Origin of the sequence: Citrobacter sp. Cpo103, assembly GCF_030332605.1 — a bacterium.
GTDB classification, from domain to species: Bacteria; Pseudomonadota; Gammaproteobacteria; order Enterobacterales; family Enterobacteriaceae; genus Citrobacter; species Citrobacter portucalensis.
Window position 1 is genome coordinate 753,866 of the sequence record NZ_JAOWHO010000035.1, and the last position, 24,358, is coordinate 778,223.

The following is a 24,358-nucleotide window of genomic DNA, read 5'->3' on the forward strand; positions in this document are numbered from 1 at the left end:
TTATGCGTCGACTCTTTCTCTGTGCTGCCTCATTCGCGCTACTTTCCACTTATGCCGCCGCGGTAAAAGTGGAAGTGCTGCAAACTAAACTCGATCACCCATGGTCACTGGCTTTTTTACCCGATAACCGCGGTATGCTCATTACGCTCAAAGGTGGACAGCTTCGACTCTGGCAGCCTGATAAAGGGCTTTCCGACCCGCTGACCGGCGTACCAATAGTCTGGGCGAATGGTCAGGGAGGACTGCTTGATGTGGCGTTAGCACCGGATTTTGTACAATCTCGCCGGGTATGGCTAAGCTTCGCTGAAGCCGACCGCGAAGGCAAAGCGGGCACCGCGGTAGGCTACGGGCGATTGAGTGACGATCTCAAACATCTGCAAGGATTTCAGACCGTTTTTCGCCAACAGCCAAAGCTTTCCACCGGGAACCATTTTGGTGGACGTCTGGTATTTGATGGTAATGGTTATCTGTTTATTGGCCTGGGAGAGAATAATCAACGCGCTACCGCCCAGGACCTGGATAAATTGCAGGGTAAATTAGTCAGACTGACCGACGAGGGCAAAATTCCGCCGGATAATCCGTTTGTGAACAAGGCGGGAGCGCGGGCAGAGATTTGGTCGTATGGCATCCGCAACCCGCAGGGGATGGCGATGAATCCGTGGAGTGATGTGCTGTGGCTCAATGAGCATGGTCCACGCGGAGGCGATGAGATTAATATCCCCGAGAAAGGGAAAAACTACGGCTGGCCTATCGCGACCTGGGGGGTTAACTACAGTGGTTTGAAAATTCCCGAAGCAAAAGGTCAAATTGTTGCTGGCACGGAACAACCCATCTTTTACTGGGAAAAGTCGCCGGCGGTTAGTGGAATGGCTTTTTACAATAGCGGTACCTTCCCGCAGTGGCGGCAAAAGTTGTTCATCGGCGCGTTGAAAGATAAAGAAGTGATCGTGCTGAGCGTTAAAGGGAATACGGTGACTGAGGATGGTCGTCTGTTGCAGGAAAGGGGGCAGCGGATCCGTGATGTGCGCGTCGGACCAGACGGTTATTTGTACGTGCTAACCGACGAGTCCGACGGGGAATTACTGAAAGTGAGTCCCTGATTTGGTTAGCTGACCGGGATCATCACGATTTTTTGAAACGCCGGGCGCTCGGTCAGTTGTTGATACCAGCGTTCCAGATGCGGGCGCGGGGTCCAGCTCAGGCCAACGTTGAACAGGTTATAGATGAACGGTGCCACAGCGATATCCGCGGTGCCAAATTCAGCCCCGGAGAACCATGGCTGGTCTGCCAGCGCGTTATCCAGAATGGCAAACAGGTTATCGCAAACTTGCTTACTTGCCTCAATGGCCGCCATATCGCGCTGATCGGCAGGTGTTCTGACCAAACCAAATAAGATAATCCGATGCGCAGGGCTTAGCGTCTGATTTGCCCAGTCCATCCATTTTTCACCGACGGCGCGCGCGGCCGGGGCGTCAATCCACAAACGTTTTTGTCCGTACTGAGCGGCCAGATAGCGGACAATGGTATTGGATTCCCACAGAACAACGTCCGTTTCATCATCGCGTAGTAGCGGGACCAGTCCGTTCGGGTTCAGTGCCAGATAGTCGGCATCGCGGTTACCGCCATGCTGCCCGCCCGCCAGAATTTGGTTATATGGCAGTTCCAGTTCCTCGAGCGTCCACAATACTTTTTTTACGTTGGTCGAGTTATTGCGACCCCACAGTGTAATCATAGTAACCCCGCAAATTAATTGAGCAGCTTTATGGCTGCAGATGCCATCTGACTAGCTCACATGGTGGGGTAAACCTAATATTTACGCAACAAAGTCTAAAAAAATCGTGCCAGGAGCAGCGCAGCGCGGCGTTATTGCATAAACTTTAAAAACTTTACCAACTTACGGTTTCTTTAAGCTCGTTAGTGCGTTATTACTCACCGCACTTATTTTACTCGTCATCCATCAGACTTTTTCTGCATGGGTTGGTCGAGGTCGCTTGGCCGGTTTTGTGTAAACACGGTGTGGTATGACGTGGTTTTTTGGAATGGATACTCGGGTGGCATTTATGACGCAATACTTCTCTTCACTTCGCAGCTTTGCTGCAGGTTCTGCACTCTTAATCCTTTTGGTGCCGACCGTACAGGCGGCGGAGCAACCGACGGCCCCGCCGAGCGTGGACGCGCGCGCGTGGATTCTGATGGATTACGCCAGTGGTAAGGTGCTGGCGGAAGGTAATGCTGATGAGAAACTGGATCCTGCCAGTCTGACCAAAATCATGACCAGCTATGTGGTTGGGCAGGCGCTGAAGGCCGGAAAAATTAACCTCAACGACATGGTCACCGTGGGCAAAGACGCCTGGGCGACCGGTAATCCAGCCCTGCGCGGTTCGTCGGTCATGTTCCTCAAGCCCGGCGATCAGGTTGCGGTGTCCGATTTGAATAAAGGCGTTATCATTCAGTCAGGTAACGATGCCTGTATTGCACTCGCTGATTACGTTGCCGGCAGCCAGGAATCCTTTATTGGTCTGATGAACGGCTATGCGAAAAAACTGGGGCTGACTAACACGACTTTCCAGACGGTACACGGCCTGGATGCGGCAGGACAGTTCAGTACCGCACGTGATATGGCGTTGCTCGGGAAGGCGTTAATCCACGATGTGCCGGAAGAGTACGCTATTCACAAAGAGAAAGAATTTACCTTCAATAAAATACGTCAACCGAACCGCAACCGTCTGTTGTGGAGCACCAACCTGAACGTGGATGGTATGAAAACCGGGACCACTGCCGGGGCGGGATACAACCTGGTGGCCTCCGCGACACAGGGCGATATGCGCCTGATCTCCGTGGTGCTGGGAGCAAAAACCGACCGCATTCGTTTTAATGAGTCAGAAAAGCTGCTGACATGGGGCTTCCGCTTCTTTGAAACCGTTACGCCGATCAAGCCGGATGCGACTTTCGTGACCCAGCGCGTCTGGTTTGGCGATAAGAGTGAAGTGAATTTGGGCGCCGGAGAAGGGGGGTCTGTGACCATCCCGCGTGGCCAGCTCAAAAACCTGAAGGCCAGCTTTACCCTGACTGAACCACAGCTAACAGCACCGCTGAAGAAAGGTCAGGTTGTGGGCACTATCGACTTCCAGTTGAACGGAAAATCCATTGAGCAGCGTCCGTTGATGGTGATGGAAGATGTGGAAGAGGGTGGTTTCTTTAGCCGCATGTGGGACTTTGTGATGATGAAATTCCACCAGTGGTTTGGTGGTTGGTTCTCTTAATCTTATCTATTGCCGGATGGCGCAATCGCCGTCCGGCAGTATCTGTTAGTACTTCAGCGTGATACGTTGCGCTTTAGCGTACTCAACAAACGCATCGTCAGGGCGGTTATCACTGATGATGGTATCAAAGCGTTTTAATTCCCCCATCCTTGCAGGTCGCACCTTACCAAACTTGCTGTGATCGACCACCAAAACGTGATGCTGCGCCATCGACATTGCCCAGTGCTTCACCGGCAGTTCTTCCAGATTAAAGCAGGTCGCGCCTTTTTCGATGTGAACACCTGCTGCGGAATAAAAGGCGATATCCGGACAGAGGTTGTTCAGCGTTTCCTGGAAATCGAGCGGTTTAAAAATCGCGTTACTGGCATGGAATTCACCACCACACAGAATGACGCGGCACTGCGGTTTTTCCTGCAGTACCAGAAACGTATTCAACGAGTAGCAGATTGCGGTGAAGGGCAGTTCATTGTCGATCGCTTCAATGATCCACGGCGTGGTCGTACCGCAATCGAAAAAGATGGTCTGATGCGCCTGCACGAGACTCGCCGCCTGCTGGGCAGCGCGACGCTTTTCATCAACCAGACGGGATTTTTGATCGCTGATTAAATAGTGGTTAGCGCTGCGGGGTTCCAGAACAATATAGCCCCCGAGCAGCACGACGGGAGCATCATGATTATTCAGGTCGCGACGAATGGTCATCTCAGATACGCCCAGCAACGTCGCGGCTTCTTTGAGGTGTAATTTATCGCTGCGTTTCAGCGCCTGCAGTAATTGACCAATACGCTCGTCGCGTCGAGTTTCCATAGTTCCCCTGGAGAATAGATTAAGTGCTCAGTTTCGCGCTTAATACTACTCTTTTTACCGCGGGTTAGTCACGTACCCAACCTTTACGGATGGGGAGAGCGAAGCAGGTGCGATAGCACGTCTGCAAGCCGAGGTACAAGGTTGTGCCGAACCGTTGCCAGATCATCTGGGCGCTCAGGCAACCGATCAACCCGGCCAGTAATCCACCCAGCATATCCATCGGCCAGTGAACGCCAAGGTAAACACGTGACCAGGCAATCGCCACGGCGACAACCATCAGCAGAGCACCCGTCCACAAGCGATGCCAGAACAGAAAGGCCAGAGCAAAGGTAAAGATAACCGTACCGTGGTCGCTCGGGAAAGAGTCATCTGCCGCATGGTGCAGGAAGTTATAGCCGATGTGGTTAACGAACGGACGATCGTGGGGGAAAAGATGCCCCATCAGCCAGGAAATCGTCAGACCGACTACTAACGCAATGGCCATTTTGATGACCAACTGGCGCTGGAGCGTAACCTGACCACGAGGTCCCCAAAGCCAGAGCACAACGGCTAACAGCGGCACAATGCTGATCAGATCTTTGGCAATGAAAATGGCGAGCGAAATTGCCCATTGCGCAGAGTCGGGTGTTGCATTGATCAAGTAAAAAAGCGAATTGTTCAGATTTTCCAGCATAACGTCCAGACTCAGTGTAATCGTTAAAAAGGCCCATAGGGGGAGAGCATAAAATTGCTTTCACGGGATAAAAAGCGGTCTTGTCTTATTTGCCTGTTAAATGACGATTTTTAAGACAATTTATGAGGCTTATTGAGCATGATAGCGGTCTCAACTTAAATTAACCTTAAAGCAAAATGTTCTTGAGCAAATGAGTGTAAAAATGTGCGCATTTTGCTTTCAAATCACATAATTCACTATCACCAGTACGGCGCATTTATTACACTTTGCGCGATTTTTCTATAGTTAAGAGATTGCATGCAGAACCGTTTATCTTCAGGCGTCCGTTTGGGGCGTCAGGCATTACTTTTCCCGCTCTGTCTGGTGCTTTACGAATTCTCCACTTATATCGGCAACGATATGATCCAGCCCGGAATGTTGGCGGTGGTGGCGCAATATAACGCCGGATTAGATTGGGTACCTACGTCTATGACCGCCTATCTGGCAGGCGGCATGTTTTTGCAGTGGTTGTTAGGACCGCTGTCGGACCGTATTGGTCGTCGTCCGGTAATGTTAACCGGCGTGATCTGGTTCATCGTTACCTGCCTTGCAACCCTGCTTGCACAGAATATTGAGCAATTTACCTTCCTGCGTTTTTTGCAGGGGATAAGCCTGTGCTTTATTGGTGCGGTGGGTTACGCCGCCATTCAGGAATCTTTTGAAGAAGCGGTCTGCATAAAAATTACCGCGCTGATGGCAAACGTGGCGCTGATTGCGCCACTGCTGGGTCCGTTGGTAGGCGCAGCCTGGGTACATGTTCTGCCGTGGGAAGGGATGTTTATCCTGTTTGCTGCTCTGGGGGCCATCTCCTTTTTTGGTCTGCAACGCGCGATGCCGGAAACGGCAACCCGGCTTGGTGAAAAGCTGTCCATTAAAGAGTTGGGCAAGGATTATAAGCTGGTGCTGAGGAACGTGCGCTTCGTTGCAGGCGCACTGGCGTTGGGTTTTGTCAGCCTGCCGTTACTGGCGTGGATTGCGCAGTCCCCGATTATTATCATCAGCGGTGAACATCTCAGCAGCTACGAATATGGTCTGTTGCAGGTGCCGATTTTTGGCGCGTTGATTGCTGGTAACCTGATGCTGGCGCGTCTGACTTCGCGAAAAACCGTGCGTTCGCTAATTATCATGGGCGGCTGGCCAATCGCCGTTGGCCTGATTATTGCCGCTGCGGCCACGGTGGTGTCATCCCATGCATATCTATGGATGACGGCGGGTTTGAGTATCTATGCGTTTGGCATTGGCGTGGCGAATGCGGGGCTGGTGCGCCTGACGCTGTTTGCCAGCGAAATGAGTAAGGGTACCGTTTCTGCCGCAATGGGTATGCTGCAGATGCTGATTTTTACCGTTGGTATTGAGCTGAGTAAACACGCGTATCTGCTGGGAGGGAACGGCTTGTTCAGCTTGTTCAATCTGGCAAGCGGCGTACTGTGGCTGATTCTGATGGTTATCTTCCTGAAAGATAAACGGGTAGGGAATTCCCGGGAAGGTTAAGGACCGGATTTCCGCAATCCAGCGCAGATAAGCATAATGACGCCGATAAATTCATCATTATGTTGATAAGAGAATCACGCTATAGGCCGGATAAGCGAAGCGCCATCCGGCGGCCTGTAGCAAATTACCGGATGGCGGCGTAAACGCCTTATCCGGCCTACCGCTCACCAAAGATCTTAACTGACCAGTATTACGGTTGTCCGGGCCTGGCGACAACTTAGTGGTGGTCGTCAATCTGATGTTCGATAACCATCCCTTCACCAACGCTTGCCACATGTCGCGCATAAGGATGTGCGCGATAGACAGGGGCCGGAGCAGGCGCTGGAGCAACATATACCGTTTGTGGTGCGGTCGTTACGCTGACCGCCTGGGGCACGCTGACGGAAGAGGGTACTACCACCACTTTATAACCGCTGGGGACATCAACGGTAACGCTTTGTGCAAATGTTGTCCCCGCAAAGCCCAGCAACAATGTCGCCATCAGTACACTTTTCTTCATGATCCGCTCGCCTGAAATATTCACTGGAAGTAATAATCCAGCGGGTTAATTTGAGGCGGATTATGAATAAATCATGCCATCATTTTGTTGCCGTCTGTGCTGAGCCGTTAATGCGTAAACGGTGCTTCATTCTTTAACACGCGGTCGATAATATCCAGAACGCCCTCTTCGTTGTTCGAGCCTGCGCGATATTTTGCCGCCTCGATCACCGGCTCATGGGCGTTGGCCATTGCAAAACTAAATCCTGCCTGACGCAGCATCTCAATATCATTTCCGCCATCGCCAAACACAACAACTTCATTGTCGTTAATATTCCAGCGTTGTTGCAGCAGGCGCAGACCGTTAGCCTTATGCACGCCGGGAATTATTAAGTCGATGCTGCCGTAGCCGGTATGAACCGGTACCATAATATCGCCAATCGCCTCGTGGAGATCGGCCTGTACCTGTGGAATTCGGTCGTCGGAAATATTCAGCCCGAACTTGAAGAAAACGTCGCTGAGGTTGTCAAAATTATCTACAAATTCAAGACGATGATAATACATGGCGGAAACGTTCTTATGCTCATCGCTGTACTGTTTCAATGTATAGGCGCTGTTTTTACCACAGGCAATAATGTCGATATCGGCACGGGTCAGCAGATGCTCTACGATGGCATGGAAATCGTCTTTAGCCAGTTCGCCGTTAAAGACATCTTCTCCTTCACTGACCACCCAACCACCGTTTTCGGCGACAAATGAGATCTCATTGGCCAGTTCGGGGAAAAAGGAAATCAACTGATAATATTGGTTGCCGCTGGCGACCACAAAGCGGATCCCTTGTTCTTTCATCTGGCGGTATTGCGCCATAAAGCGCTCACGGTTATAGGTTTTTTGGTCGCTTAAAAATGTGCCGTCCATGTCGACTGCAATTAATTTGATACTCATTAGCTGTTCTCCATCACCGTAGTATTTTTGAGATCCGGTTTCGCTACCGCTTTCGCGACGACGGCGGCGACAAGCACCAGCGCCAGCACCACCAGCATAGCGCTGCGCAGGCCATAGTGTTCACCCAGATAGCCCAGCAGCGGCGGTCCAACAAGGAACGCCAGGTAACCGGTGGTCGCCACAACGCTGACGCGGGTTGGGGCATCGGGACCGGTGTCGCTGGCAGCTGAAATGGTCAGCGGGAAGCCGAGCGATGCGCCGAGTCCCCACAGAATAACGGACACACCGGCCACCCAAGAGCTGTCAACAAAAATAATCAGGCTAATCCCGAGAGCGCCCATCAGTGCACTGGCGCGCACCACCGCAACGCGGCTGTAACGGTCGATGAACCAGCCACCGGTAAATCGCCCAACGGTCATACCCAGCGTAAAACCGGCATAAATCAGCGAGCCTGATGTCGGGCTAAATCCATGTCCGTCCACCATTAACAGTGGAAGCCAGTCGTTGGCGGAACCTTCAGCAAATGCCATCGCCAGCACTACAACGCCGATCAGCAATAGCTGGATATCACGATAAAAAGGCAGTCCTTTTTCACCGGAGTGAGAACCGTCAGCGGCATTTTTGCCCGTGCCGTCAGGAATAGCTTTGATGGCGATGAAAATAGGTGTGATAGCAACCATTGCAGCCAAAAGAATATGCGCGGTAGCCGGGACGCTGAAGGCGGTAAGCATCATTCCAACTCCAGCCCCTGCCAACGTTCCCAGGCTGTAAAAACCGTGCATCATCGGCAGCACGGTTTTGTTCATTTCGCGCTCAACTGCCGCACCTTCGACGTTGATGGCAACTTCTGCCGCGCCAAAGCTGGCGCCAAATACGCCCAGGCCAAACGCGAAAAGCCATGCGGAATGCAGCCAGAGCGCTACGCTGAGGATCGCCATTCCGAGAACGGCACAAGACATGGTGGTGCGGATCACCTTACGAGTGCCAAATCGTTTCACCAGCCAGGCCGAACAAAGTATGCCACTCATCGAACCAATAGAGAGCCCAAACAACACCGCGCCCATTTCGGCAGTGGAGATGGAGAGGATATCTCTGATGGCAGGGGTACGCGTTGCCCAGGAGGCCATTAATAATCCTGGTAAAAAGAAGAACGTGAACAGCGCCCAGGTGCGACGTCTTAAGGCTTTGCGTGATGAGATGCCAGTCATGAATTCGGGCCAAAGAAAAGAGGGAAGGAGACAACATTAGCAAGACTGTGTACATTTGTACACAAATGCAATAAGAGGAAATGTAGTGCGACGTGCAAACGATCCGCAGCGGCGGGAAAAAATAGTTCAGGCGACTCTGGATGCAGTAATAGCCCATGGTATTCATGGGGTTACACACCGTAAAATCGCTATGATTGCCGAGGTGCCACTGGGTTCTATGACCTATTACTTTTCGGGAATTGATGAGCTTTTGATGGAGGCATTTGGCCGTTTTACTGACAGGATGATGCTGCAGTATCAGGACTTTTTTGCCGATGTTAAGGATGCGTCGCAGGCTTGCCATGCCATTACCGATATGATTTACGGCTCTCAGGTTACAACGCCTGATAATATGGAGCTCATGTATCAGCTGTATGCTTTTGCCAGCCGTAAACCAGCGTTGAAAACGGTGATGCAGAACTGGATGCTACGCAGCCAACAAACGCTGGAGCAGTGGTTTGACCCGGTTACGGCGCGGGCGCTGGATGCGTTTATTGAAGGAATGACGCTGCATTTTGTAACGGACAAAAAACCGCTGCAGCGAGAAGATATCTTGCTGATGGTGGAGCGTATCGCAGGGATACCCGCGACAGTCAGCTGTGCGTAGCGCCTCCGGTAATATTCACCACCGTCGCGGTCATGGCGCTGGCATGATCTGAAGAGAGAAAGGTCATGACCTCAGCGATTTGTGCAAGCGTAGGCAGGCGCGCGAGCATGGTACTTTGCGCCGCACCCCCTAACCATTGATCGACGGTTAAACCCATTGACAGTGCTTTAGCGGAGAAAATTTCTCCGGTATAGGAGCCAGCTGCAACAGCATCCACAATCGCATGCGAGCGCACGCCGACGACCCGGATATTTGCCGGTCCTACCTCGCTGGCGAGCGCTTTAATAAAAGCCTCTGTTCCTGCACAACCAACAATATGACCCAGATGACCAGGCATTGTCATCGGGGCTGCGGGGGCAACAACGCTGAGAATGACGCCCGCACGATTGCCGCCCATGTGCGGCGTTACGGCTTTAGCGATATTGAACTGCGCCGAGAGGAAAGGGGTGATGCCGCTCATAAACTCAGAGAGGGATAATGCGTCAAGGTGTTTGCCCTGTTCGTGCATAAATCCCGTTGCGTTAACCACCACATCTATTCCACCAGTTTGCTGCGCAAGGCGGGTAACTTCCTTCGATGCGTTGTGCTCGTCGAGTACATCGGTGATAAAGGTTTCGACTGTACCACCTGTCGTTCGGATAATACTGGCCGTCCGTTCAAGTTTTTCCTGGCTGCGAGCACCCAGACACACATGGGCTCCTTCGCGCGCCATGGCCTGCGCAACCGCACTACCAATAGCCCCGCTACCACCAAAAATTACTGCGACTTTGCCAGTAAGCAACATGACTAACCCCCATCCCCGATAAAGCACCGTTTTAAAGTATGTGCCATAACCGGCATGCTGCAAATTTGGGAGGAGTTTCAGAGGTGGAAGGCGATGAACGCAAATTTCAGGCAACAAAAAACCCATCAACCTTGAACCAAAACGGCGGGGTTGATGGGCTCCACAAATTGGGGACATCAAAGAAAAGCAGTGGCAATAGTTATGACTGACGCCTTGAAGAAAAGTTCTGCTTACCTGCAAAAAATTTTTCAATTAAGGGAAAATTTCAGTGCTAACCAAGGCCAGGCCAGACAATGACGATGAGTGTCCCCGCTAATGTCAGCAGAACGTTGGCAATCGCGTAGGTCCCGGCATAGCCTAACGCAGGGATGTTGCTGCGTGCGGTGTCGCTGATGATTTCCATTGCCGGAGCACAGGTACGTGCGCCCATCATGGCACCAAACAGCAGGGCACGGTTCATGCGCAATACGTAAGCACCAAACAAGAAACAGATGACAACCGGAACCAGGCTGACTACCAGACCGGCAATCAACATTTGACCGCCGACGGCACCCAGGCCATTACCAATGCCGCTGCCTGCGCTTAAACCGACGCCTGCCATGAATACCATCAGGCCAAACTCTTTCACCATATTCAGCGCACCCTGTGGGATATAGCCAAATGTGGGGTGGTTGGCTCGCAGGAAGCCCAGCATGATCCCAGCGAACAGCAGTCCAGCCGCATTCCCGATGCCGAAGCTGAAATTACTGAACTGGAATGTGATCATCCCGATCATCAGACCGATGATAAAGAAGGCGCAGAAGGCAAGCAGATCGGTCACCTGACTGTGAATTGAAATGAAGCCGATACGATCGGCAATGGTTTTCACGCGACGAGCATCACCGCTGACCTGCAACACGTCGCCTTTATTGAGCACGACGTTGTCATCGATAGGCATTTCAATCTGGCTGCGGATCACGCGGTTCAGGAAACAACCGTGGTCGGTCAGTTTCAACTGGGCCAGGCGACGACCAACGGCATTGTGGTTTTTTACCACAATTTCTTCAGTGACGATGCGCATATCGAGCAGATCGCGATCGAACACCTCTTTACCGTTACGGAAGCTGGGATCGAGGCGAGCATGGGCGTCCGGATAACCCACCAGGGCTATCTCATCGCCCATTTGCAATACCGCGTCGCCATCCGGGTTGGCCAGAATGCCGTTGCGACGGATGCGTTCAATGTAACAACCGGTCTGGCGATAAATACCCAGTTCGCGCAGATTTTTACCATCGGCCCATGCCACCAGCTCAGGGCCAACGCGATAGGCGCGGATCACCGGGAGGTACACTTTACGATTAGCGTCGGTATCCAGACCTCGTTCACGCGCGATTTGTTGGGCGCTGGTTTGCAGGTCCTGATGCTGCAGTTTCGGCAAATAGCGCGCTCCAACAATCAGGCTGACCAGACCAATCAAATAGGTGAGGGCGTAACCCAGGCTCAGGTTATCGAGAGCGCTTGAAAGTTGTGTCCCTGTCATTCCTGAATGGCGCAAGGTATCACCCGCGCCGACCAGCACCGGCGTTGAGGTCATCGAGCCAGCCAGCATGCCCGCCGTCAGGCCGATATCCCAGCCAAATAGCTTACCCAGCCCCAGCGCGATCAGCATTGCGCTACCGACCATCACCAGGGCAAGCATTAGATAATTTTTCCCATCGCGAAAAAAAATCGAAAAAAAGTTGGGACCGGCTTCGACGCCGACGCAAAAAATAAACAGCATAAAGCCGAGATTTAATGCATCGGTGTTAATACTAAAGTGCTGCTGACCTAATAATAGGGAGACCACTAAAACGCCAATGGAATTACCGAGTTGGACTGAACCCAGACGTAATTTGCCCAGACACAGGCCCAGAGCCAGGACCACAAATAATAACAGGATGTAATTCCCATTTAACAAATCTGCGACGTTTATATTCACGGAGACTAACTTCTTGTTTACTAGTAAGCTATTGAAAGAAATGGCAATTTACGCTAATGTTTTTGCCAGAAATTAAGGGGCGATAGCATCGTACACAGCCCCGAATAATGCAGCATAACAATATATGCGGTTAGTTTAATCTCATTACGTATCAACGGCTATAAGAATCGTGTGGGTGTGTTTTTGGCATGGAATGCCGAGTTACTTTATCTGACTGGACGCCTGCGGGCGAAAAGAGTGTTCGATAGAGAATGTGTCAGGAGGAACGATTGAAACATAAGCAAAGTTGGGCGAGTGCGGTCTGCTGCTTTGTGCTCTTTATTGTGGTGTGTCTTTCATTAACGCTGAACGTGAAAGGGGCATTCAGAGCGGCAGGGCATCCTGAGGTCGGATTGTTGTTTTTTATCTTACCTGGTGCTGCAGCAAGCTTTTTTTCCCATCGTCGGGAAGTGCTCAAACCCCTGCTTGGTGCAATGTTGGCGGCGCCGTGCTGCCTGTTACTGATGCGGTTCGTTTTTATGCCGACGCGTTCATTGTGGCAAGAGCTGGCGTGGTTGTTTAGTGCGGTGTTTTGGTGCGCGCTTGGCGCATTATGTTTTTTATTTATCAGTAGCTTATTCAATCAGCATCAACGGCGGAAAAAGAACTGATGACGCCCTCAAGGTGAGGGCGTAGAAACCGCTATCAGGCGAACAGATTCATGTTCTCTTTTGCCCAAGCTTCAAAATCCGTGCAGCCGCCGATGTGTTTTTGATCGACAAAAATCTGCGGAACGGTTTCAACTGGCTTACCTACCGTCTTTTCCAGATCTGCTTTGGTAATTCCTTCAGCATGGATATCAATGTAGCGGAAGTTAAAATCGTCATGCTCACTGCTTAATTTTTCTGCTAATTCTTTTGCGCGCACGCAATACGGGCACCCTGGGCGACCAAAAATAACGGCAAACATCTCTTTCTCCTCAAACTTATCAGGCCGGATGGCAATACTGGTTATGATGCCGCGATTTGTGACGGATGGAAAGCAGGTTCAGCCTGTTGCTTTGATATCCTCAAGCTATATCTGTTAAACACGGCAAGCCGGAACGTTTTATAATGGAAGCCATTTCGCCGGGAGGCCGCGTATGCGCACAATTGGTGTATTACCCAAAAGCGTATTGATGCTGGAAATAATTGGGATGGTTTTGTTATCGCTGGCACTGCTATCGCTTAACGATTACCTCACCTTGCCCGCACCGCTTAACAGCCCGTTAGCCTGCGTGGTGATGATATTTCTGGGCGTACTGCTGATGCTCCCTGCTGCGGTGGCGTTGATGTGGCGTGTTGCTCAACTGCTGGCACCGCAACTGATGTCTCGCACACCCGGTGATTCAACTGATTCAGACAGAGACAAAAGAGATGACTCCAACCATTGATTTACTCCGCAGCCACCGTTCCATTCGCCATTTTACTGATGATGCCATTTCGGATGCACAGCGTGAGGCGATTATTGCCGCCGCTCAGGGAACGTCAAGCTCCAGTTTTCTACAGTGCACGACGATCATTCGCATAACGGATAAATCTCTGCGCGAATCGCTGGCTACCTTATCTGGCGGCCAAAAGCATGTGGCACAGGCCGCTGAGTTCTGGGTGTTTTGCGCTGATTTTAATCGTCATTTGCAGATTTGCCCTGACGCGCAACTTGGGCTGGCGGAACAGCTGCTGCTGGGCGTGGTTGATACCGCAATGATGGCGCAAAATGCGTTGACGGCGGCAGAGTCGCTGGGACTTGGCGGCGTGTTTATTGGTGGCCTGCGTAACAATATTGAGCCGGTCACCGAACTGCTGAAGCTTCCGCAACATGTTCTTCCGCTCTTTGGTTTGTGCCTCGGCTGGCCTGCGGATAACCCGGATATCAAGCCGCGACTGCCCGCGTCGCTTGTGGTGCACGAAAATCAATATCAGCCACTCAACAGCGATGTGTTGGCGCAATATGATGAGCAGCTCGCGCAGTACTATCTGACCCGAGGCAGCAATACCCGCCGCGACACCTGGAGCGATCATATTCGCCGTACCATCATTAAAGAAAGTCGCCCCTTTATCCTGGAATATTTGCATAAACAGGGATGGGCCACGCGCTAAAGATTTTAACCCAGTGTATGATACGCCAGCTTTTACCAGGTCATTCAGAGAGGTGCAGGGTGAAAATTGCCATTTTGTCCCGGGACGGAACGCTCTATTCTTGTAAACGCCTGCGTGAAGCGGCGATGCGGCGCGGTCACCTGGTTGAAGTTATCGATCCCCTTTCTTGCTATATGAACATCAGCCCAGCGGCATCCTCTATTCATTACAAGGGCCGTCAGCTTCCTCATTTCGATGCGGTGATCCCGCGGATTGGTTCCGCGATTACCTTTTATGGGACGGCGGCGCTGCGCCAGTTTGAGATGCTGGGAAGCTATCCGTTGAATGAATCGGTAGCGATTACGCGAGCGCGCGATAAGCTGCGTTCTCTACAGCTGCTGGCGCGTCAGGGAATTGATTTACCCATCACCGGAATTGCTCACTCTCCGGACGATACCAGCGACATGATTGACATGGTTGGCGGTGCGCCGTTGGTGGTGAAACTGGTTGAAGGCACCCAGGGTATTGGCGTGGTGCTGGCGGAAACACGGCAGGCTGCAGAAAGCGTGGTAGATGCGTTTCGTGGGGTGAATGCCCATATCCTGGTTCAGGAATATATCAAAGAAGCGAAGGGGCGCGATATTCGCTGTTTCGTGGTGGGCGATGAAGTAGTGGCCGCCATTGAACGACGGGCTAAAGAGGGCGATTTTCGTTCTAATCTCCATCGCGGTGGTGTGGCGACTATTGCGAGTATCACGCCGCGCGAAAGAGAAATTGCGCTCAAAGCCGCCCGGACTATGGGCCTGGACGTTGCAGGCGTTGATATTCTGCGCGCTGATCGAGGGCCACTGGTCATGGAGGTCAACGCGTCTCCGGGGCTGGAAGGCGTGGAGAAAACTACCGGGATAGACATTGCCGCGAAAATGATCCAGTGGATCGAGCGCCATGCTACTCCTGAATTTTGTCTTAAAATCGGCGGCTAAGCGCAATATCGATTGCGATCGTGGTATGACACGCTCTTTTTGCGTAAGCTGTGCCGGTATTTTTTTCATCAATAGAGGTCGCACATTATTATGACATCACTGGTCGTTCCCACTCTGGATACGTTGCGTCAATGGCTCGACGACCTGGGCATGAGTTTTTTTGAATGCGATACCTGTCAGGCGCTGCACTTGCCACACATGCAGAATTTTGACGGCATCTTTGATGCAAAAGTTGATTTGGTCGATAACGTCATTCTGTTTTCTGCGATGGCGGAAGTCAGACCTTCTGCACTGCTGCCACTGGCAGCCGATCTGTCTGCGATCAATGCCAGTTCACTGACGGTGAAAGCTTTTCTGGATATGCAGGATGATAATCTGCCAAAGCTGGTGGTTTGCCAGTCTTTATCCGTTACGCCGGGCGTAACGTTTGAGCAGTTTGAATGTTTTGTTCGCCAGAGCGAAGAGCAAATATCGATGGTGATCCTCGAAGCCGGAGCGCATCAGCTGTTATTTAATGCTGAAGAAGATGCGCAAAACAGCACCGCTGAAATTCATTTCCTCCATTAATTCTTCCTGAATCTGGACATATATTGCGCAGCCGCTGCCAGAGCGGTTGCGTATTGCCTGTTTTTATTCTGCATTTAACCTTTCATTAAAGAATTATTCACCTCGATTCAGCGCCTTCCGCTTTATGTCATAGACAATTCCTGCATAAAAAATTGATAAAAGACGTTTTTTAATCTGGGCTATATCCACAATTCCTGGCTAAAGTTATTCTTGCGAAGCTTACCAACGTCATCATTTAAACAGCCCCTTGTGACCTGACCTGTGGCCACAATGTGTGTTGAATGCATAGGCGGATGCCAGCGAGCAACAGCGGCATGAGGAGAGGTCTCTCTTTTCATCGGTGCTGCATGAAAGAATATGCACGTTTCTTGCATATCATTAGAGTGTGACATTTTTGTTCGTTTGTTAACGAACTTTCAGAAGGAAAGAGATTATGACCGCCTTAAATAAAAAATGGTTATCAGGCCTGGTTGCGGGTGCTCTGATGGCCATCTCTGCCGGCACGCTCGCTGCTGAACAAAAAACGCTGCATATTTATAACTGGTCTGATTATATTGCCCCGGATACGGTGGCTAATTTTGAAAAAGAGACCGGAATTAAAGTTATCTATGACGTATTTGATTCCAATGAAGTACTGGAAGGTAAGCTCATGGCTGGCAGTACCGGCTTTGACCTTGTCGTTCCTTCTGCCAGCTTCCTTGAGCGTCAACTGACTGCGGGCGTATTCCAGCCGCTGGATAAGAGCAAATTGCCGGGCTGGAAAAATCTTGATCCTGAACTGCTGAAGCTGGTGGGTAAACACGATCCGGACAACAAGTTCGCGATGCCGTATATGTGGGCTACGACCGGTATTGGCTACAACGTGGATAAAGTCAAAGCGGTGCTTGGGCCGGATGCGCCGGTTAACAGCTGGGATTTGATCCTCAAACCGGAAAATCTGGAAAAACTCAAAAGCTGCGGCGTCTCTTTCCTCGATGCGCCAGAAGAGGTATTTGCCACGGTGCTGAACTATTTGGGTAAAGATCCAAACAGTACCAAAGCGGATGATTACACCGGGCCAGCAACCGATCTGCTGTTGAAGCTGCGTCCAAATATTCGCTACTTCCACTCCTCGCAATATATTAACGACCTGGCAAACGGTGATACCTGCGTCGCGATTGGCTGGGCAGGGGACGTATGGCAGGCGGCAAACCGTGCGAAAGAAGCGAAAAATGGCGTCAATATCTCCTTCTCAATTCCTAAAGAAGGTGCAATGGCGTTCTTTGACGTATTCGCGATGCCTGCCGATGCGAAAAACAAAGATGAAGCCTATCAGTTCCTCAATTACCTGCTGCGCCCTGATGTGATTGCGCATATCTCCGACCACGTGTTTTATGCCAATGCCAACAAAGAAGCGACGGCTCTGGTCAGCCCTGAGGTTCGTGACAACCCGGGTATCTACCCGCCTGCGGATGTTCGCGCCAAGCTGTTCACACTGAAAGTACAGGATCCGAAGATCGATCGTGTACGTACCCGCGCATGGACGAAGGTAAAAAGCGGGAAATAAACCGATGTTTGGGACATGACCCGGCAGGATTTTTGCCTGCCGGGCAGTGTTGAGCCCGGACACATATAACCCGGCAATACGCACCGTTATGGTGCGTTATTTGCACCGTTTCTTTGTTTTATGCCGGAGAGCACCTGAGTGAATGATGCAACCCCACGCCCACAAGCGAAAATCCGCAAGGCGCTGACCCCGCTGCTTGAAATTCGCAATCTGACCAAGTCATTTGACGGTCAGCACGCCGTTGATGACGTCAATCTTACTATCTACAAAGGTGAAATATTTGCTCTGCTCGGCGCGTCCGGCTGTGGCAAATCGACTCTGCTGCGCATGTTAGCGGGATTTGAACTGCCGACTACCGGGCAAATCATGCTTGATGGCGTCGATTTAGCGCATGTCCCGCCTTATCTGCGTCCGATTAATATGATGTTTCAGTCCTATGCCCTGTTTCCGCACATGACGGTGGAGCAGAACATTGCCTTTGGCCTCAAGCAGGACAAACTGTCGAAGGCTGAAATCGCCAGTCGGGTGAATGAGATGCTGGGACTCGTGCATATGCAGGAGTTCGCCAAACGCAAGCCACATCAGCTTTCTGGCGGCCAGCGTCAGCGCGTGGCATTGGCGCGCAGCCTGGCAAAACGTCCAAAACTGCTGTTGCTGGATGAGCCAATGGGGGCGCTGGATAAAAAACTCCGAGACCGCATGCAACTGGAAGTGGTGGATATTCTTGAACGCGTCGGCGTGACCTGCGTGATGGTGACACACGATCAGGAAGAAGCCATGACGATGGCGGGCCGTATTGCGATCATGAACCGTGGCAAATTTGTCCAGATTGGCGAGCCGGAAGAGATCTATGAGCATCCGACTACGCGTTACAGCGCAGAGTTTATCGGTTCGGTAAACGTTTTTGAGGGACTGCTAAAAGAACGCCAGGAAGATGGTCTGGTGATTGAGTCTCCTGGTCTGGTACATCCGCTGAAAGTGGACGCCGATGCTTCTGTTGTCGATAACGTCCCGGTGTATGTTGCGCTGCGTCCGGAAAAAATCATGCTCTGCGAAGCCCCTCCGCCAGAGGGTTATAACTTCGCGGTAGGCGAAGTGGTGCACATTGCCTATCTGGGTGATTTGTCGGTGTACCACGTACGTTTGAAAAGCGGCCAGATGTTGAGCGCCCAGCTACAAAATGAGCATCGTTATCGCAAGGGATTACCAACCTGGGGTGACGAAGTCCGTTTATGTTGGGATGCGGACAGCTGTGTGGTGTTGACGGTTTAAGGAGCGAAGATGAGTACACTTGAACCTCCGGCACGCGTGGATAAAGCAGGGCGATTCACGCTGTTTATGTCGCGGCTGCAAATGAAGCACGGGCGCAAGCTGGTGATCGCGCTGCCGTATGTGTGGCTGCTGCTCCTGTTTCTGCTGCCTTTTCTGATCGTCTTCAAAATCAGTTTGGCTGAAATGGCGCGCGCTATTCCTCCCTATACGGACCTCGTTTCATGGGCTGATGATCAGCTATCCATCACACTCAACTTAGCCAACTTCCTGCAGTTAACGGACGATCCGCTCTATTTCGATGCCTACCTGCAATCGTTACAGGTGGCGGGAATTTCGACAATCTGTTGCCTGCTGCTGGGATACCCACTGGCATGGGCCGTCGCGCACAGTAAACCCTCAACGCGTAATATTCTGCTGTTGCTGGTGATCCTGCCGTCCTGGACCTCGTTTTTAATTCGCGTATATGCCTGGATGGGGATCCTGAAAAACAACGGCGTGCTGAACAACTTCCTGATGTGGCTGGGCGTCATCGACCAACCGTTGACGATTTTGCACACCAATCTGGCGGTCTACATCGGTATTGTTTACGCCTATTTGCCCTTTATGGTGCTGCCGATTTATACCGCGCTGACCCGTATCGATTACTCACTGGTGGAAGCGGCGCTGGATTTAGGTGCCCGGCCGCTGAAGACCTTCTTTAGCGTGATTGTGCCGTTGACCAAGGGCGGTATTATCGCCGGGTCAATGCTGGTATTTATTCCGGCTGTTGGCGAGTTTGTGATCCCGGAACTGTTGGGCGGCCCGGATAGCATCATGATTGGCCGTGTGCTTTGGCAGGAGTTTTTCAATAACCGCGACTGGCCGGTGGCTTCTGCTGTCGCCATTATTATGCTGCTGTTACTGATTGTGCCAATCATGTGGTTCCATAAATATCAGCAAAAAAGCGTGGGGGAACACGGATGAATAACTTACCGGTCGTTCGCTCGCCGTGGCGTATTTTTATCCTGGTGCTGGGTTTTACCTTCCTGTATGCGCCGATGCTAATGCTGGTTATCTATTCGTTTAACAGCTCGAAGCTGGTGACGGTATGGGCGGGTTGGTCAACCCGTTGGTATGGTGAGCTTTTCCACGATAGCGCGATGATAAGCGCCGTCGGCATGAGTTTAACGATTGCTGCGGGTGCTGCGACGATGGCGGCAATCCTTGGCACCATCGCCGCCGTGGTAATGGTGCGCTTTGGTCGTTTTCGTGGTTCAAATGGTTTCGCCTTTATGATCACCGCGCCGCTGGTCATGCCGGATGTTATTACCGGTTTGTCGCTGCTGCTGCTGTTTGTTGCGTTGGCTCACGCCATCGGCTGGCCAGCGGATCGCGGCATGCTGACCATCTGGCTGGCGCATGTCACTTTCTGTACGGCATATGTGGCGGTGGTGATTTCTTCACGTTTGCGCGAACTGGATCACTCCATTGAGGAAGCTGCGATGGATCTCGGCGCCACGCCGCTGAAGGTCTTTTTCGTCATCACCCTGCCGATGATTATGCCGGCGGTGATTTCCGGTTGGTTATTAGCCTTCACGCTGTCGCTCGATGATCTGGTTATTGCCAGCTTTGTCTCTGGTCCTGGCGCCACAACGTTACCGATGCTGGTGTTCTCCAGCGTACGTATGGGGGTGAACCCGGAGATCAACGCGCTGGCGACGCTGATCCTTGGTGTGGTAGGAATTATCGGATTTATCGCGTGGTATCTGATGGCGCGAACAGAAAAACAACGGATCCGCGATATCCAACGTGCAAGACGCGGCTGAAAAAACTAAAATCTGCCAACCTGTCTATACGGCGCAGCTGTGGTGGTTGCGCCGTTTTCATGGAAGACGACGCGTTGGGATTTTTTAAGAAATCATCCACATCACATGCTCGCTTAAACGTCCCTGCTTTGGTGCAGGTGGCGGCGCTGGCTATTATCATGATCCGCTGTCTCGATCTGTTGATGATTTTTAATACGCTTGGGTTTCGTGGAACCAGTGAGTTTATTCATCGCAGCGTGCAGACCTGGAATTTGACGCTGGTGTTTCTGGGCAGTCTGGTGCTGCTATTTATCGAAATTTACTGCGCATTTTCGCTGGTAAAAGGACGGAACTGGGCACGCTGGATCTATCTGTTGACCCAGATTATCGCCAGCGTCTATCTGTGGGCTGCTTCGCTGGGCTACGGATACCCAGAACTATTCAGTATTGCGGGGGAGTCCCGACGCGAAATCCTGCATACGCTGGTAATGCAAAAACTGCCGGATATGCTGGTATTGCTGTTACTGTTTGTTCCTGCGTCCAGCAGGCGGTTCTTCCGTTTGCAATAACGTGTATAATATTGGCCCCCTGTTAATTTATAGGTTTTTGTATGCAGTGCGCACTATATGACGCCGAGCGCTGCCGCTCCTGTCAGTGGATAACTCAGCCTGTCGCCGATCAACTCTTCGCTAAAACAGCCGATCTGCAGAATCTGCTTGCCGAGCGTCCGGTCGGAGAATGGTGCGCGCCGATCAGTGGTCCGGAAAGCGCGTTTCGTAATAAAGCTAAAATGGTGGTCAGCGGCAGCGTGGAAAAACCGCTGCTGGGAATGCTGCATCGTGACGGTACGCCTGAGGATTTGTGCGACTGTCCGCTCTATCCTGAGTCTTTTGCGCCCGTATTTGCCGCGCTTAAGCCGTTTATCGCTCGGGCGGGGCTGACGCCCTATAACGTGGCGCGCAAACGCGGGGAACTGAAATATCTGCTGTTAACGGAAAGCCGGTACGACGGCGGTATGATGCTGCGTTTTGTCCTGCGTTCTGACGCAAAACTGGCACAACTGCGCGCGGCGCTACCCTGGTTGCAGGCACAACTCCCACAGTTAAAAGTGATTACTGCCAATATTCAGCCGGTGCATATGGCGATTATGGAAGGGGAGATCGAAATCTTCCTGACTGAACAACAGGCACTGGCGGAACGCTTTAACGATGTGCCGTTGTGGATCCGCCCGCAGAGCTTTTTCCAGACCAACCCGGTGGTAGCGGGGCAGTTATATGCCACGGCGCGCGACTGGGTGCGTCAGCTTCCGGTTAATCATATGTGGGATCTGTTTTGCGGCGTCGGGGGCTTTGGTCTGCACTGCGCCACACCGCAGATGAAACTGACGGGGATTGAAATCGCGCCAGAAGCGATTACCTGCGCGAAGCAGTCAGCGCAGGAGCTTGGATTGCAGAATCTGCATTTTCAGGCGCTGGATTCAACCCAGTTTGCTACCGCTCAGGGCGAAGTACCTGACCTGGTGCTGGTGAACCCGCCGCGTCGCGGGATTGGAAAGCCGCTGTGCGATTTTCTCTCCCGCATGGCACCGCGTTTTATCATTTATTCCAGCTGTAATGCGCAAACCATGGCGAAGGATATTTGTGAGTTGCCCGGGTATCGCATTGAACGCGTCCAACTTTTCGATATGTTCCCGCACACCGCGCACTATGAAGTGTTAACGCTGCTCAGCCGACAATAACTGCCATGCCTGATGGCGCTTCGCTTATCAGGCCTACGGAGATATTCAGGGCTGTAGGCAGGATGACAAATCAATAAATATATTAGCGCATTACATTTTTCTGGTGCTCGCGCGAACTTGTAACGTTGATGGTAATTCAATGAATTTATCCGTCGAATTGCCAGCAAGGAGATCAAGTAACGTTTTTCCTGCGCGAGTTCCTGTTTCACTCCATGGGAACTCGACAGCAGTCAGAGAAGGTGAGCAAACTGCGGCAAGAGTACCACCACTCAAGCTTGCCAATGCCAGGGAGTTGGGCACTTTTTGTCCTGCACCGTGGCAGGCCATAATGCAGCCGCAGGCAATTTCATCAGATGTACAAATCAGCGCATCCAGCTCTGGCCAGGTGATACGAATATCTCCCAGCAGGTTTAAACCGGTCGTTATGCCTGCTGGTAGGTGAGAGGTCACCACGCGATGTGGGGAGTGGTTAACCGAGAGCATGGCGCTGTTCCAGCCGCTCAGCACCTGGCGAAACATAATGTTATTGGAGGCGGTGCAGAGCAAGCCGATATTTTTATATCCGCTCTGCGCAAGGGAGGTAACCAGCTTTTTAATGGCCGCAGCGTAGTCAACGCCGATACTGACCCAGCTAGCATCGCGATTAATAGCACCAATCTCAACCACCGGCACGCCGGTATTACTTATCATCTGCGAACAACTGCTGATGTTATCAATATTGAACTGAACAATTGCCGCCGGGTTATAGGCGAGCATTTGTGCAAAGGCTTTTTCTTCGCTTTGTCCACCCTGGCCGGACTCGATAAACATCATGCTGTAGCCCTGGGTCGCGATCACCGTCTGTAGCGTTTCGGAGACGGCAAGAAATCCAGGGGAGGAAAAAGAAGGCACCACACCCATTACGAGACTGGAGTCAGCAGAGGCGAGGCTGCGGGCCTGCAGGTTTGGCACATAGCCCAACTCGTTCACCGCTGCTTCGATGCGGATGCGTAGTTCAGGATTCACTTTTTCAGGCATACGTAATGCGCGCGACACGGTCATCGTGCTAACGCCGACCAGTTTTGCCACTTCGGCGAGCGTAATTTTGCCAGTGTTTTTCCTGCGTTTTTCTCGCGCGCTATCGTCCGCTTGTAACGTCTGCACTGATGTCCTCCTATAGCCTGTCTGGGCTCCCATTGTAAATGATGTTTAGCGTTTTGCGCATTGCCCAACTGCAAAGTAATGATAAGTATGGTTAATGAAGTTAGCGGTAACAAGAATTTTAACATCGCCATGGTGTTAGCGCTAACTTTGCGAGGGAGATCACGGTAAGGCGTGAAGGCATTCCTCTATAGTAGGCTCAATTTCAACGCTATCGGGGTATTTATGATTACGACCTGGTTACCTACGGAAAATATCCAAATTGTGGATTCAGTCTGTGACTGGAAACAGGCCATTACGTTAGCGGCACAACCTTTATTGGATAAAGAGTCGATAACTCAGGCTTATATTAAAGCCATTTTAAATAGCCATCAGGAACTCGGTCCTTATTATATTTTAGCACCTGGTCTGGCGATGCCCCATGCTCGTCCGGAACAGGGTGGGATTAAAAATGGCTTATCGCTTTTGCATATTAAACAAGGCATTTCTTTTGACTCGGAAGGCAATGATCCTATTTATGTGGTGATTATGTTATGTGCGATTTCGGGAGATGAGCACATTAATATGATCACAGCCCTTGCGGATATTTTTAGCGATGATGAAAGACTCTCAGCGTTGTTAAAAGCATCCTCAATGGAAAAAATTCAAGCCGTTATCAACGGATGGTGAGGTAAAGATGAAAAAAATTCTGATTGTGTGTGGTAACGGTTTAGGCAGTAGTTTTATCGTTGAAATGAACGTGAAAAAAATCATTAAAGAGTTAAATAAAGAAGCAGTTGTTTCTCATACTGATCTGACGTCGGCGAAAAGCGAAACTGCAGATATTATTCTTAGCGCTAAAGATATTGCTGAGCACCTATCCAGCCATGCTGCACAGGTCTTTGGCTTATCAAATTTACTGGATAACAATAAAATCAAAGAAATTCTTTCCGAGAATCTCTGACT

Annotated in this window: 27 protein-coding genes; 17 read left to right on the forward strand and 10 right to left on the reverse strand. The window is 51.4% G+C overall.

Annotated features, from left to right (window positions below):
* Positions 1-2: 2 nt before the first annotated feature.
* On the forward strand, positions 3-1,100 hold the full coding sequence (locus OGX89_RS20095; protein ID WP_126956735.1) for a PQQ-dependent sugar dehydrogenase: 1,098 nt from the start codon (positions 3-5) through the stop codon (positions 1,098-1,100).
* Between the two features lie 5 nt (positions 1,101-1,105).
* Here OGX89_RS20095 and OGX89_RS20100 read toward each other — a convergent pair whose 3' ends face one another.
* Entirely contained in the window at positions 1,106-1,732 is a 627-nt protein-coding gene (locus tag OGX89_RS20100) for a glutathione S-transferase family protein (protein WP_063940642.1), read from the reverse strand.
* 328 nt (positions 1,733-2,060) lie between these two features.
* Here OGX89_RS20100 and dacC point away from each other — a divergent pair, with 328 nt between their 5' ends.
* Complete coding sequence (gene dacC, locus OGX89_RS20105; RefSeq protein ID WP_003831630.1) at positions 2,061-3,263, forward strand: serine-type D-Ala-D-Ala carboxypeptidase; 1,203 nt, start codon at positions 2,061-2,063, stop codon at positions 3,261-3,263.
* Between the two features lie 45 nt (positions 3,264-3,308).
* Here the strand turns inward: dacC and deoR are convergent, their stop codons facing one another.
* Both deoR and ybjG read right to left on the reverse strand, forming a co-directional pair.
* On the reverse strand, positions 3,309-4,067 hold the full coding sequence (gene deoR / locus OGX89_RS20110) for a DNA-binding transcriptional repressor DeoR (protein WP_003831632.1): 759 nt from the start codon (positions 4,065-4,067) through the stop codon (positions 3,309-3,311).
* Positions 4,068-4,131: 64 nt separating this feature from the next.
* On the reverse strand, positions 4,132-4,740 hold the full coding sequence (gene ybjG / locus OGX89_RS20115) for an undecaprenyl-diphosphate phosphatase (RefSeq protein ID WP_126956738.1): 609 nt from the start codon (positions 4,738-4,740) through the stop codon (positions 4,132-4,134).
* A gap of 297 nt (positions 4,741-5,037) precedes the next feature.
* Here ybjG and OGX89_RS20120 point away from each other — a divergent pair, with 297 nt between their 5' ends.
* Positions 5,038-6,270: an MFS transporter gene (locus OGX89_RS20120; RefSeq protein ID WP_126956740.1), complete on the forward strand. Its 1,233-nt coding sequence runs from the start codon at positions 5,038-5,040 to the stop codon at positions 6,268-6,270.
* Between the two features lie 217 nt (positions 6,271-6,487).
* Here OGX89_RS20120 and OGX89_RS20125 read toward each other — a convergent pair whose 3' ends face one another.
* The 3 genes from OGX89_RS20125 to OGX89_RS20135 all read right to left on the reverse strand — a co-directional run bounded on the left by OGX89_RS20125 (position 6,488) and on the right by OGX89_RS20135 (position 8,900).
* On the reverse strand, positions 6,488-6,769 hold the full coding sequence (locus tag OGX89_RS20125) for a hypothetical protein (RefSeq protein ID WP_003831642.1): 282 nt from the start codon (positions 6,767-6,769) through the stop codon (positions 6,488-6,490).
* Between the two features lie 107 nt (positions 6,770-6,876).
* A complete protein-coding gene (locus OGX89_RS20130) occupies positions 6,877-7,692 on the reverse strand; it encodes a Cof-type HAD-IIB family hydrolase (protein WP_003831644.1) in 816 nt (271 codons plus the stop codon).
* A complete protein-coding gene (locus tag OGX89_RS20135; RefSeq protein ID WP_032934393.1) occupies positions 7,692-8,900 on the reverse strand; it encodes an MFS transporter in 1,209 nt (402 codons plus the stop codon). The genes OGX89_RS20130 and OGX89_RS20135 overlap by 1 nt, the downstream gene beginning before the upstream one ends.
* Positions 8,901-8,985: 85 nt before the next feature.
* Here OGX89_RS20135 and OGX89_RS20140 point away from each other — a divergent pair, with 85 nt between their 5' ends.
* Positions 8,986-9,546: a TetR/AcrR family transcriptional regulator gene (locus tag OGX89_RS20140; protein ID WP_003831648.1), complete on the forward strand. Its 561-nt coding sequence runs from the start codon at positions 8,986-8,988 to the stop codon at positions 9,544-9,546.
* Here OGX89_RS20140 and OGX89_RS20145 read toward each other — a convergent pair.
* Together OGX89_RS20145 and OGX89_RS20150 are read right to left on the reverse strand one after the other, a co-directional pair.
* Positions 9,533-10,330: an SDR family NAD(P)-dependent oxidoreductase gene (locus OGX89_RS20145; RefSeq protein WP_126956742.1), complete on the reverse strand. Its 798-nt coding sequence runs from the start codon at positions 10,328-10,330 to the stop codon at positions 9,533-9,535. The genes OGX89_RS20140 and OGX89_RS20145 overlap by 14 nt on opposite strands.
* A gap of 271 nt (positions 10,331-10,601) precedes the next feature.
* Positions 10,602-12,287 (reverse strand): aspartate:alanine antiporter, encoded by a 1,686-nt coding sequence (locus tag OGX89_RS20150; RefSeq protein ID WP_003831652.1) that lies wholly within the window; start codon positions 12,285-12,287, stop codon positions 10,602-10,604.
* Positions 12,288-12,556: 269 nt separating this feature from the next.
* Between OGX89_RS20150 and OGX89_RS20155 the strand changes: the two genes are divergently transcribed.
* The gene (locus tag OGX89_RS20155) at positions 12,557-12,937 is read left to right on the forward strand and encodes an inner membrane protein YbjM (protein WP_003035356.1); all 381 of its coding nucleotides are present in this window, start codon (positions 12,557-12,559) and stop codon (positions 12,935-12,937) included.
* Positions 12,938-12,971: 34 nt separating this feature from the next.
* On the opposite strand, the gene OGX89_RS20160 is transcribed toward OGX89_RS20155, so the two are convergent.
* Positions 12,972-13,235, reverse strand: coding sequence for a GrxA family glutaredoxin (locus OGX89_RS20160; RefSeq protein ID WP_003035358.1), 264 nt, complete (start codon positions 13,233-13,235; stop codon positions 12,972-12,974).
* 172 nt (positions 13,236-13,407) lie between these two features.
* Between OGX89_RS20160 and OGX89_RS20165 the strand changes: the two genes are divergently transcribed.
* The 10 genes from OGX89_RS20165 (at position 13,408) to rlmC (ending at position 22,273) form a co-directional block, all read left to right on the forward strand.
* Positions 13,408-13,698: a DUF1418 family protein gene (locus OGX89_RS20165; RefSeq protein WP_003831656.1), complete on the forward strand. Its 291-nt coding sequence runs from the start codon at positions 13,408-13,410 to the stop codon at positions 13,696-13,698.
* Positions 13,682-14,404, forward strand: a complete 723-nt coding sequence (nfsA, locus tag OGX89_RS20170) for a nitroreductase NfsA (protein WP_048235739.1) — start codon at positions 13,682-13,684, stop codon at positions 14,402-14,404. Before OGX89_RS20165 ends, nfsA begins: the two co-directional genes overlap by 17 nt.
* 59 nt (positions 14,405-14,463) lie before the next feature.
* Positions 14,464-15,366, forward strand: coding sequence for a 30S ribosomal protein S6--L-glutamate ligase (gene rimK / locus OGX89_RS20175; RefSeq protein WP_126956744.1), 903 nt, complete (start codon positions 14,464-14,466; stop codon positions 15,364-15,366).
* Positions 15,367-15,456: 90 nt separating this feature from the next.
* Positions 15,457-15,933: a type III secretion system chaperone family protein gene (locus OGX89_RS20180; protein WP_003831662.1), complete on the forward strand. Its 477-nt coding sequence runs from the start codon at positions 15,457-15,459 to the stop codon at positions 15,931-15,933.
* Positions 15,934-16,366: 433 nt separating this feature from the next.
* A complete protein-coding gene (gene potF / locus OGX89_RS20185) occupies positions 16,367-17,479 on the forward strand; it encodes a spermidine/putrescine ABC transporter substrate-binding protein PotF (RefSeq protein WP_003831664.1) in 1,113 nt (370 codons plus the stop codon).
* Positions 17,480-17,617: 138 nt separating this feature from the next.
* Positions 17,618-18,751 (forward strand): putrescine ABC transporter ATP-binding subunit PotG, encoded by a 1,134-nt coding sequence (gene potG, locus OGX89_RS20190; RefSeq protein ID WP_126956746.1) that lies wholly within the window; start codon positions 17,618-17,620, stop codon positions 18,749-18,751.
* Positions 18,752-18,760: 9 nt separating this feature from the next.
* Positions 18,761-19,714 (forward strand): putrescine ABC transporter permease PotH, encoded by a 954-nt coding sequence (gene potH / locus OGX89_RS20195; RefSeq protein WP_003831667.1) that lies wholly within the window; start codon positions 18,761-18,763, stop codon positions 19,712-19,714.
* Positions 19,711-20,556 carry a putrescine ABC transporter permease PotI gene (gene potI / locus OGX89_RS20200; RefSeq protein ID WP_003831669.1) on the forward strand — a complete coding sequence of 282 codons (846 nt, stop codon included), beginning with the start codon at positions 19,711-19,713 and terminating at the stop codon, positions 20,554-20,556. Before potH ends, potI begins: the two co-directional genes overlap by 4 nt.
* 59 nt (positions 20,557-20,615) lie before the next feature.
* Entirely contained in the window at positions 20,616-21,104 is a 489-nt protein-coding gene (locus OGX89_RS20205; protein WP_003035378.1) for a YbjO family protein, read from the forward strand.
* 41 nt (positions 21,105-21,145) lie between these two features.
* On the forward strand, positions 21,146-22,273 hold the full coding sequence (gene rlmC, locus OGX89_RS20210; protein WP_126956748.1) for a 23S rRNA (uracil(747)-C(5))-methyltransferase RlmC: 1,128 nt from the start codon (positions 21,146-21,148) through the stop codon (positions 22,271-22,273).
* A gap of 90 nt (positions 22,274-22,363) precedes the next feature.
* Here rlmC and OGX89_RS20215 read toward each other — a convergent pair whose 3' ends face one another.
* Positions 22,364-23,416 (reverse strand): LacI family DNA-binding transcriptional regulator, encoded by a 1,053-nt coding sequence (locus OGX89_RS20215; protein WP_080470551.1) that lies wholly within the window; start codon positions 23,414-23,416, stop codon positions 22,364-22,366.
* 222 nt (positions 23,417-23,638) lie between these two features.
* Here OGX89_RS20215 and OGX89_RS20220 point away from each other — a divergent pair, with 222 nt between their 5' ends.
* Both OGX89_RS20220 and OGX89_RS20225 read left to right on the forward strand, forming a co-directional pair.
* The gene (locus OGX89_RS20220) at positions 23,639-24,082 is read left to right on the forward strand and encodes a PTS sugar transporter subunit IIA (RefSeq protein WP_126956750.1); all 444 of its coding nucleotides are present in this window, start codon (positions 23,639-23,641) and stop codon (positions 24,080-24,082) included.
* A 7-nt stretch (positions 24,083-24,089) separates the two neighbouring features.
* Positions 24,090-24,356: a PTS sugar transporter subunit IIB gene (locus OGX89_RS20225; RefSeq protein WP_063940636.1), complete on the forward strand. Its 267-nt coding sequence runs from the start codon at positions 24,090-24,092 to the stop codon at positions 24,354-24,356.
* Positions 24,357-24,358: the final 2 nt, after the last annotated feature.